The sequence below is a fragment of the Empedobacter brevis NBRC 14943 = ATCC 43319 genome (assembly GCF_000382425.1).
GTDB classification, from domain to species: domain Bacteria; phylum Bacteroidota; class Bacteroidia; order Flavobacteriales; family Weeksellaceae; genus Empedobacter; species Empedobacter brevis.
Genome location: NZ_KB908297.1, coordinates 200,081 through 210,787 on the forward strand (window position 1 = coordinate 200,081; position 10,707 = coordinate 210,787).

The 10,707-nt window shown below is 37.5% G+C and carries 11 protein-coding genes; 7 read left to right on the top strand and 4 right to left on the bottom strand.

Annotated features, from left to right (window positions below; genetic code table 11):
- Nucleotides 1-8: 8 nt before the first annotated feature.
- From H277_RS0112240 to lipA, 3 genes are all read right to left on the bottom strand, one after another.
- On the bottom strand, nt 9-1,268 hold the full coding sequence (locus H277_RS0112240; RefSeq protein WP_019975888.1) for a CinA family nicotinamide mononucleotide deamidase-related protein: 1,260 nt from the start codon (nt 1,266-1,268) through the stop codon (nt 9-11).
- A gap of 90 nt (nt 1,269-1,358) precedes the next feature.
- Nucleotides 1,359-2,123 carry a GLPGLI family protein gene (locus H277_RS0112245; protein ID WP_019975889.1) on the bottom strand — a complete coding sequence of 255 codons (765 nt, stop codon included), beginning with the start codon at nt 2,121-2,123 and terminating at the stop codon, nt 1,359-1,361.
- 88 nt (nt 2,124-2,211) lie between these two features.
- The gene (gene lipA / locus H277_RS0112250) at nt 2,212-3,081 is read right to left on the bottom strand and encodes a lipoyl synthase (RefSeq protein ID WP_019975890.1); all 870 of its coding nucleotides are present in this window, start codon (nt 3,079-3,081) and stop codon (nt 2,212-2,214) included.
- 163 nt (nt 3,082-3,244) lie between these two features.
- Between lipA and H277_RS0112255 the strand changes: the two genes are divergently transcribed.
- The 7 genes from H277_RS0112255 (at nt 3,245) to H277_RS0112280 (ending at nt 10,448) form a co-directional block, all read left to right on the top strand.
- Nucleotides 3,245-3,718, top strand: a complete 474-nt coding sequence (locus H277_RS0112255; protein ID WP_019975891.1) for a copper resistance protein NlpE — start codon at nt 3,245-3,247, stop codon at nt 3,716-3,718.
- A 388-nt stretch (nt 3,719-4,106) separates the two neighbouring features.
- Nucleotides 4,107-4,952, top strand: a complete 846-nt coding sequence (locus H277_RS0112260; protein ID WP_019975892.1) for an RteC domain-containing protein — start codon at nt 4,107-4,109, stop codon at nt 4,950-4,952.
- A gap of 250 nt (nt 4,953-5,202) precedes the next feature.
- Nucleotides 5,203-5,556, top strand: coding sequence for a helix-turn-helix domain-containing protein (locus tag H277_RS0112265; protein ID WP_019975893.1), 354 nt, complete (start codon nt 5,203-5,205; stop codon nt 5,554-5,556).
- Nucleotides 5,557-5,582: 26 nt separating this feature from the next.
- Nucleotides 5,583-5,873: a helix-turn-helix domain-containing protein gene (locus H277_RS20015; protein WP_074745793.1), complete on the top strand. Its 291-nt coding sequence runs from the start codon at nt 5,583-5,585 to the stop codon at nt 5,871-5,873.
- A 98-nt stretch (nt 5,874-5,971) separates the two neighbouring features.
- Nucleotides 5,972-7,441, top strand: coding sequence for a DUF3945 domain-containing protein (locus H277_RS0112270; RefSeq protein WP_019975894.1), 1,470 nt, complete (start codon nt 5,972-5,974; stop codon nt 7,439-7,441).
- Between the two features lie 2 nt (nt 7,442-7,443).
- Nucleotides 7,444-9,522, top strand: a complete 2,079-nt coding sequence (locus H277_RS0112275; protein WP_019975895.1) for a type IA DNA topoisomerase — start codon at nt 7,444-7,446, stop codon at nt 9,520-9,522.
- A 38-nt stretch (nt 9,523-9,560) separates the two neighbouring features.
- On the top strand, nt 9,561-10,448 hold the full coding sequence (locus tag H277_RS0112280; protein WP_019975896.1) for an ORF6N domain-containing protein: 888 nt from the start codon (nt 9,561-9,563) through the stop codon (nt 10,446-10,448).
- 73 nt (nt 10,449-10,521) lie between these two features.
- Here the strand turns inward: H277_RS0112280 and H277_RS0112285 are convergent.
- Nucleotides 10,522-10,707: arsenic resistance protein (locus H277_RS0112285; RefSeq protein ID WP_026357575.1), on the bottom strand; the 186-nt coding region annotated here is incomplete at its 5' end.

Below are 10,707 nucleotides of genomic sequence, written 5' to 3' on the forward strand. Positions count from 1 at the left end.
TGTTCATATTAATAATTATTTTTCACAAAAGTAATCACTTGATTCAAGGCATTATTCGAAACTATTTTGATAAAATCTTCTCGATCCAAATAAGGATAAAAATAGTTTTTATTCAATGTTCTTTCTCCATCTGTTACAGAGATCCAAACCTGCCCAACCTCTTTCCCATCTTCCCCTTTATTAGGTCCGGCCACACCTGTTGTAGAAACGCTAAGCTTTGTATTTAATTGTTTCCTAACGCCTTTTGCCATTTGCTCTGCTACTTGCTCCGAAACAACCGTAAATTCGTCAATATCATGTTGATTGACACCTAAAACAGAAGTCTTAACGGATGTTGCATACGAAACAACTGTTCCAAAATAATAGGCAGAACTTCCTGAGACAGATGTAATCAAAGTCGCTATATTACCTCCTGTACAACTTTCCGCAGTAGAAATTGTTAATCCTTTTTGTTTCAAGATATCTCCTAAAACCTGCTGCACTTTCCCCGAATATTCAGAAATTAAAAATTTACCAGCAATTGATTTAAATTGATTGATCTGCTTTTGAATTTCATTGTTCAAAAAGATTTCGTCTGTTCCTGAAGCCGAAAAACGCAAATCGATAGAAGTCCGATTCGGTAAATAAGCCAAATGAATAAAGTCCGGTAAATTATTTTCCCACTCATCAACCAAAATTGCCAAATCACTTTCCGGAATACCGCTTACCAAAATATCTCGATGAACAATTACTTCAGTATCAAATTGTTTTTGTAATCGGGGTATGATTTCATCTCTCATCAATCCCTTCATTTCAAAAGGAACCCCGGGAAGATTAATTATAATTTTATCTTCTATATTCGTCCAGAGGCAGGGTGCTGTTCCATAACGATTCTGTATAAAAGTAGATTTTTTCGGGATCAAAGCCTGATCTTGATTGAGATGGTTCAACTCTCTTGTATAACCGCGTTCAGTAAATAACCTCACAATATTTTCGATAATTTTTTCTTCCCTAACCAATTCACAATTTAGAAACTGACATAAAGCAGCCTTCGTTTTGTCATCTTTTGTAGGCCCTAATCCTCCTGTAACAATAATCACATCTGATTTGGATACTCCGCGTTCGAACGCTTCAATAATATGATTCATTTTATCCTGAACCGATAAAATTTCTTCAGGTTCAATTCCAATTTTGTTTAATTGCTGTGCAATAAATGCGGAATTCGTGTCAACAATTTGTCCTATTAATAGTTCATCGCCAATAGTTACCAGCGTTGCTTTAATTTTCATACACAAAAAAACTTGCTTAAAGTTAAGCAAGTTTTCATCTTTTATCAATTCTATTGTTCAATCTTGATTGATTTTAATTCTTCAAAGCGTTTAATCCTTTTTATCAATCCCCTTGTCCTGATTGAACATTTCATTTCGTTTCTCATTAGCCTCATCATACAACTCAAAACTTTTTTCTTCTGTAATAATCGGTGCTTTAGACGTTTTTTTAAATTTATATTTTTCTATTTGTTTAAACGATTTGACACGAACAAAATTATTCATCTTTCCTGCTTCATTTTCAATATAATAATTCATCTCTAGTACAAATCCTTCAATTGGTTGAATATTGGCGGGCATAAAATTGAACGGAATTTCTTTTGTAAACCACATCTCTAATTGAAAATCTCCATATTTCGAAATTGCTTTCTCTGCTTTATAGCCCATTATTTCTTTGGTTTCATTTGTATAGTTCCAAACTAAATCTTTTAAATCAGATTTTACGGTATATTTTTTACCATAAATATCAATGGGTAAATAATTTGCTTTCTCTACAAATGATGTATAACTATAACCAAAGTTTAGCCCGGGAACAGATTTTTTAATTTGTCCTTTAAAATCTTGTTCATTATTAACTTTATCCTGCTCAAATGTATTTAGCTCTGATTTGGAAGAATATACCTTAAAATCTAAAGCCGGCGGATTCGAATTTTGTTCAATATTCCATTTCCGTTGATCCGGATCCTTGATCTCTTGAAAAAATTCTAATCCTTTTTCACTATACACTGTTTGATGTTTTGTTTCTACCAAAACCTCATAAACCTGTGCTTGCGCAAAACTGGAAATTATACAGAATAGTGCGAATAGTTTGTTCATATTAAAAATTGATTTTGTATAAAAATAAAAAAAGAGTTACAATTAATTGCAACTCTTTTTAATCATTATATTTTTTAATGCTAATAAGCTATAAAATATGTTTTTCAGCATGATAAGAAGAACGCACCAAAGGTCCTGATTCTACATGACGGAATCCTAAACCACGCGCAAAATCTTCATATTTTTTGAATTGTTCAGGCGTGATAAATTCTTTTAACGGTAAATGTTTCTTCGTTGGTTGTAAATACTGACCAATTGTAATAACATCCACATTTGCATTCGCTACATCCTGAATCGTTTCAAAAACCTCGTCTTCCATTTCCCCCAAACCAAGCATAATACCCGTTTTTGTACGGCGTTGTCCCGCTTCTTTTGCATAACGCAATACTTCTAACGAACGATCATATTTTGCCTGAATACGAACTTCGCGCGTTAAACGACGAACTGTTTCCATGTTGTGAGACAATACTTCCGGAGAAGCTTCTATCAAGCGGTCAATATGTTTTTCCATTCCCTGGAAATCAGGAATTAAAGTTTCCATTGTCGTACCCGGACTAATTCGACGAACAGCATGTATCGTTTCAGCCCAAATAATTGATCCCATATCTTTTAAATCATCACGGTCAACCGAAGTTAAAACCGCATGTTTAATCTTCATTAATTTAATCGAACGTGCTACTTTTTCAGGTTCTGCCCAATCTACCTGTTCAGGACGTCCGGTCTTAACACCACAAAATCCACACGAACGCGTACACACATTTCCCAAAATCATAAATGTTGCAGTTCCTTCGCCCCAACATTCTCCCATATTCGGGCAGCTACCACTTTGGCAAATGGTGTTCAATTTATATTTATCAACTAAACCTCTTAATTCACGATGTTTCTTTCCTGTTGGCAATTTTACACGTAACCACTCAGGTTTTTTTACTCTTCCGTCTGGTAATAGTTCAACACTCATACGTTACTTTTCTGATTGGCTAATTTACGACTTATTTTTTTATTTTTTTTTCTATAACCAATGTTAATCATTTTATATTTTTTCAATTATCTTCGTTTTATATTTTAACCTAAAAAGTCCAAATACAACTTTGTATTTAATTTAGAAAAAACCATTAAACGTTATGAAACATTTAATTTTATCATTAGCTGTTGTAAGTTTTGTTCTTACAAGCTGCGAAACGAAAAAAGAAGAAGTTATCTCTAAAACAGAAACGACATCAGATACAATTACAAAACAAGATTCTGCTGATGTTAACATGAACTTAATCGGAGATACCTCAAGAACATCTCTTGATTGGGACGGAACTTACGAAGGTGTTCTACCTTGTGCTGATTGTGAAGGAATAAAAACAGTTTTAGTATTGGGAGAAGACGGAACCTATAATCTAACACAAGAATACCTTAACAAGAATTTAAAACTTGAAGACAAAGGTAAATTCGAATGGTCTGCAGATGGAGGATCTATAAGTATAAAAACAAAAGATAACGGAAATTTCACTTATAAAGTTGGTGAAAATAGACTATTCTTCTTAGATCAAGAGGGTAAAGAAATTACCGGAAGTTTAGCTGAGCATTATATTTTGAACAAAAAATAATCTAATCTTAATATTTTTTAGAGATGGCTTTAGTAAACTAAAATCATCTCTTTTTTATCAAAAAAGATTAATTTAGCATAAAGTGGCTAATAAAGAGTAGTTTACAAGAGTGGGAAACTCTATCGGTAACGATTTAGTAATGGTGCTTACTGCACTTGCTTTCATTTGATTACCTTGTAAATCATTAATGCAAATATAATAAATAAAGGGTAAAGTACATTAGTGCTTTACCCTTTATTTTTCCCTTTCCATTCTACGTGAAATATCAATAAAATCTCCCCATTGGGGGAAAACTGTGATATTGGTTTCAATATTATTTCCAAATTTTGGCATATCAACAATAGATGCAACTCCGAAACAATAGTGAGAACTTCTAAACGACTATGCTATGAAAATCGTGTTGAATAAAATATTAGCGCAAATTCATCATCAGGAAGAGAAATTTTCTTCTCAAATGATGCCAACGGCGGAAGAGGCTTATCAAATGACCCTGTTCCTAAAGGAAATGCTGTGTAACATAAAAGCAAAAGTTTTACAGGATGGATTTACATATGAGCAACAAGAAATTGATTTTTTCAAGAACATTAAACCACAAATCTTAGGAAAGCTCATTTATTACAACAAAGTCTTCCGCATTGAAACTACCTGCCCCGTTAGCAATGGCAAAATACATCAAAGTTATTATGAGAACCTGTTAAAAACCCTGAAATCAGAATACAAAGAAAGTATCTGCAACGAGGATTTTTATAGGTACTATCGGACTGGCAGGATAGACCGTGACCATAGTTATTTCAGGATCGGACAAGTCAATTACCACGATGGATTAAAGAGTGGCGTATTTGAAATTGACCTTAGTTTTTCTACATATTATGATAACAAAATAGCCCATATTATAGCGAACGAATTACTTTATACTTATATGCTTACTAAAATCAGTCCAGAAGAAAATCCAGATTTAATTTTATTAAATGGAGAAGCAAACAAGGATATTTCGTGGACAAATTCCCAAAACGCACTTATCGAACTGATATATGCTCTCTATGCTTCAAATTCTATCGCATTCGGAAAAATAGGCATCCGAAAATTAGCTTTGATTTTTCAGGTGCTATTCCAAACACCATTAAACGACATACATCACTCTTTCCATCGAATGAAAACAAGGGCAGGTTCCCGGACGGCTTTTTTAGACCAGCTCAAAATATCCCTCGAAGAATATATGGATAAAGACCTTTAGCTATATCAACACAATAAATTTAAAGCAGTACCTAAAACGTACTGCTTTTTTCTTTACCCATATCTGCCAATTGGCAAATGTTGGCAAAACTCTATTATAAAATATCCTCAATGCCCCAAAACCCTTACTAAACAAGAGGTTCCCCTGATTGTAAAAACTTTCAAAAAACTGCCAAACCAATTGGCAAGCATTGGCAGACAAACACTGCCACCCTTACCAATTTTGCATAGTGAACTTTAAAAACTGTGCAATGAAAATAATAACCATTGAAGAAGAAGCGTGGCAACAGCTAAACAGCCGTATCAATGCCATTGCCGACTACCTGAAAAGATTGGATGATACAAGCTATGATGACCTGTGGCTCAATAACCACGAGGTATGCCAATACCTGCACATCAGCGAAAAGACCTTATGGCGTATGCGCACCAAAGGAGAGATTGCTTATTCAAAAATCTATGGTCAATATTTCTACACCATAGGAGCAATTAAGGATATGCTCAATGCCAATGCCGTACAGAGCAGTGATGAATTTGTGCAGGAGCTTATGGCAAAAGGCAAAAGCTATATCGAAAAAGGCAGAAAGCTAAAGACAGATAAAAAATAGGTATGAACCCTTAAAAGTATATCCCTATGAATATTGACAGAATGGAATTTTTGGCGTGGATGGAACGCTTAATGGGTCGCTTGGATATGCTGGGCGACAATATAGATGAACTGCAAAAGAAACGCAACAGCATAGACGGCGAGGAATTGCTGGATAATCAGGATTTGCTTCAAATGCTTAAAATCAGCAACCGCTCCCTGCAACGGTATCGCTCCATCGGTAAGCTGCCCTATTATACCATAAGCGGAAAATTGTATTACAAGCTATCCGATGTACATCAGTTCATTAGAGAGAGTTTTAATCCACCCTCAAAATGAACGCCAATGAAAGACAAAGACTGCCTTTGAGTGCCACATTGGGCGATACAGCCAACGCTTCATTTACATTCGGCGGTAAACTTTAAATTTTTCAGATTATGAGCGAAGAAACAACAAATAAGCAGGAAATGCCCGAACAATTATCGGACATATTATTGGTGCTGGATAAAGAAAAAATGAAAATCCAAGCCGTAAAGAGTATTGACGAGAACGGAAAAATGGAAACCGTTGACCCCACTAAGAAAAACCAAAACCAGTTTATGCGTGTGGACAAAAGCGGTGATTTCTTTTCCAACTTCTTCTCTAATTTTTTCAGCCAGTTAAAGAACCCTACCAATTTTTCATTCTTCAAAGTGCCTGCACCTATTGCGGTTGAAAAAGCACAGGAAATGCAAAAGCAGGTGGATAAGCCCACTCCCGAAGGTGAAAAAGTGATGAAAGAACACGAAGTAAAAACAGAACCGCAACAGGATAAAAAACAAGAAAATCAAAATAATATGGCAACAACACAAACAACACCGGAAGCCAGCGAGTACCGCTACAAACCGGAACAGATTGATTGGGACACAATGAAAAATCTCGGATTGAGCAAAGAATATCTTGAAAAAAGAAACCTGCTTGACCCCTTATTAAGAGGTTACAAAACTAATGAGCTTTTACCGATTGGCATTAATCTCGGTAGTACAATTCTCCGCACGGATGCCCGTCTGTCTTTACAGCAAGGCGAAGACGGAAATGTTATCGTGGCAATACACGGTATCAAAAAAGAACCTAACCTGCACTTTGAGTTCTTCGGACACAAGTTTACAGATGAGGACAAGAAAAACCTGCTCGAAACAGGCAATATGGGGCGTGTGGTTAACCTGACCAATTCCAAAACGGGCGAACTAATGCCGTCCATTATCAGCATAGACAGGCTAACCAATGATGTGATAGCCTTACGGACGGATTTCATAAAAATTCCCGATGAAATTAAGGGTGTGAAGTTGAACGATGAGCAAAAGCAAACTTTAATGGAGGGCAAACCGCTAAAGTTAGACGGTATGATTTCTGCTAAAGGAACGGAGTTTTCGGCAACGGTACAGTTCAATGCTGACAAGCGTTATGTGGAGTTCCTGTTTGACCGCAATAATTCCAATAGGCAAACCCAAAACAACGGACAAAGTAATCAGCAAAGCCAGCCGCAGGAAGCTCCAAAAACATTCAGGGGCAAAGAACTTACCGATGAACAGCATAAGGATTTCAAAGCCGGGCAAACCGTTTACATTGATGGATTGATGGATAAAAAAGGGCAACCTTATCAGGGTTATATCACTTTCAATGCAGAAACGGGAAAAACAAACTTCCAATTTCCAAGCCAGGTTAAGGCACAGGCAAAACCTGCCGAAGCCCACAAAACGCAAACCGCCGTCAATTCAGAGGGCAAGACTAACGAAGCGACCAAAAATATCAACGAGCCTTTAAAATCGGGACAGCAAAGACCGAAAAACAAACAACAGCAGGAAAAACAAGAACAACAGGAAAAATCCGAAACACCTGCAAAATCAAAAGGTAGAAAAGTGAGTTAATTATGAAAACAATCATCGCAGAAAAACCAAGTGTAGCAAGGGAAATAGCGGGCTTGTTGGGAGCTTCCGATAAAAAGGACGGCTACCTGACGGGTAACGGCTATTTTGTTACGTGGGCATTCGGTCATTTAATAGGCTTGGGAATGCCCGAAGATTACGGCATTTCGGGGTTTGATAAGGCAGCTTTACCGATACTGCCCAAGCCATTTTTATTGACCGTCCGTAAGGTCAAAAAAGACAAAGGCTATACCGCCGATACAGGAACAATAAAGCAACTGAAAGTCATCGAACAGCTTTTTAACCGTAGTAACAGCATTATTGTAGCCACCGATGCAGGTCGTGAGGGGGAACTCATTTTCAGGTATATTTATGAATACCTGAAATGCAACAAGCCTTTTGAACGTCTTTGGATAAGCTCACTAACTGAAAAAGCTATAAAACAAGGCTTTGATAATCTAAAAGACGGGGCAACATTTGACGGATTGTATCAGGCGGCACAAGGCAGAAGCCGTGCCGATTGGCTTGTGGGCATCAATGCTACACAGGCATTGAGCATAGCCGCAGGGAATGGCATTTATTCGCTCGGAAGAGTACAAACGCCTACGCTGGCTTTGATATGCAAACGCTATCTGGAAAATAAAAATTTCTCGGTAAAGAAATATTGGCAGATACAGTTATCGCACAACAAAGAACTGATAGATTTTAAAAGCATTTCCAAAACCAAATGGGAAGACCAAAAACTTGCCGATGATACGCTGAAATCCATTCAGCGAAGCGAAACGGCAACAGTTACATCAGTAGAAACTAAAAGAGTTACAGAACAACCGCCTTTATTGTTCGACCTTACCGGATTGCAAAAGGAAGCCAATAAAAAATTGAACCTTTCTGCTGAAGAAACGCTGAATATTGCCCAAAGCCTCTACGAAAAGAAGTTTATCACATACCCACGTACCGGAAGCAAATACATTCCTGAAGATATGTGGGCAGAAATTCCCAACCTCGTAAGGGCTTTACAGGACAGGGAAACCTGTAAGCAAGCCGTAGCGAAATTGAGATGGGGACGGTTTAATAAGCGTATCGTTAATGATTTGCGTGTTACCGACCACCACGGATTATTGATTACTGACAAAATCCCGTCGGCACTGAATGCAAAGGAAAATGCCGTTTATGATATGATTGCCTTTCGATTGCTCGAAGCCCTTTCACAAGCCTGCATCAAAGAGATAACCGATGTAGGTTTACAAGCGTTGCATTATGATTTTATAGCAAAGGGTTGTAAGGTAATAGAAGCAGGCTGGCGTTCCATCAAAGGAAGTTTTTCTGATGATGATACCGAACCTGTACAGGATTTGCCCGAACTGAAAAAAGGCGATGAACTTAAAATCAAGGAAGCCTCCGTTTTGGAAAAGAAAACGAAACCACCTGTACTTTATACCGAAGCCGGGCTTTTGTCGGCTATGGAAAGTGCTGGCAAGGAAATCGAAAATGAGGACGAAAGGAAAGCCCTGCAAAATATCGGTATAGGTACTCCGGCTACAAGAGCCGCAATTATTGAAACCCTGTTTACCCGTAACTATATCCAAAGGGAAAAGAAATCCTTAATCCCCACTGAAAAGGGATTGCAAGTGTATGAATTGGTCAAAGACCGTAAAATTGCGGATGTGGCAATGACCGCCGAATGGGAACTCGCATTGCAGAAAATTGAGAACAACGAAGCAGATGCGGAGGCATTTCAAAAAGAAATGGAAACTTACGCCTCATCTATTACCAATGAATTGTTGCAAACTTCCATTGCCCAAAACAACCTGCCTAAATTGGTTTGCCCGAAATGCAAAAGCCACGGGCTCATTATCCGTGATAAAATAGTGAAGTGTCCTGATGAAGTTTGTAATTGGGTACAGTTCCGCAATGTGTGTGGCGTACAAATCGGCTTAACCGATATTGAAAACCTTGTCAATAAGGGCAAAACTTCCCTTATCAAAGGAATGACGAGTAAGGCGGGAAAGAAATTCGATGCCTATATCGTATTGGATGCGGATTGCAAAACCTCTTTTGAGTTTGAGAAGAAAAAGAAGAAATAGCTATATTAGCTTTTGGAAAACCTCTTTGTAATGTAATAATGACAGATAAACTTATAATAGCACAAAAGGAAATTGAAAACCTGATATACACCATAAGGGGCAAACAAGTGATGTTGGACAGTGACCTCGCAAGGATTTATCAAGTGGAAACCAAGGTTTTCAATCAGGCAGTAAAACGTAATGAAGAGCGTTTTCCCGAAAATTTCCGTTTTCAATTGACACAGGATGAATTTGATGCTATCAACTTGAGGTCACAATTTGTGACCTCAAGTTTGAATTATGGCGGAAGACGTTATTTACCCTATGTTTTCGCTGAAACAGGAATAGCGATGCTGGCTTCGGTACTCCGTTCAGAAATAGCCATAAAGGTAAGTATTGAGATAATGAATGCCTTTGTAGAAATGCGAAAAATGCTTATCAGCAACGCTTCTTTGTTCCATCGTTTGGATAAAATTGAGTTAAAGCAATTAGAAGCCGACCAAAAATTTGAAGAGATTTTTAAAGCTATGGAAAGCGACAAGCTCCACAGTGAAAAAGGTATTTTCTACAACGGGCAGGTTTTTGATGCCTACGCCTTTGTATCGGATATTATCCGAAATGCAAAAACCTCCATTATCCTGCTGGATAATTATGTGGATGATACCGTATTGACCTTATTGGGCAAGCGAAGCGACAATGTAACCGCAACAATTTATACCAAAAGCATCAGCAATCAGCTACGGTTGGATATGCAACGGTACAATAGCCAATATCCGCCTATTGAAATTGAGGCTTTTTCCGATGCACACGACCGCTTTTTGATTATTGACGATATGGAACTCTACCATATCGGAGCATCACTGAAAGACCTGGGCAAAAAATGGTTTGCCTTTTCGAGAATGGATATTGAGGTGGGCAGAATGCTCAAAATTTTAAACCAACAATAAACCCTCTAATTAAGAGGGTTTTCTTTTAGTTTTTTGATGCTTCAAAATGCTCTTGTACGTTCTTAAATTAACTTCAATAATATTTTTTCTTTAGCCATAAACTTGCCCTTACCAATAATATGAGTACCGGAACTTCCACCAGTGGGCCGATAACGCCCACAAATGCCTGTGGCGAATGAATACCGAAAACCGCTATTGCTACGGCTATTGCCAATTCAAAATTGTTTCCTGTGGCTGTAAATGCGATGGATGCGTTTTT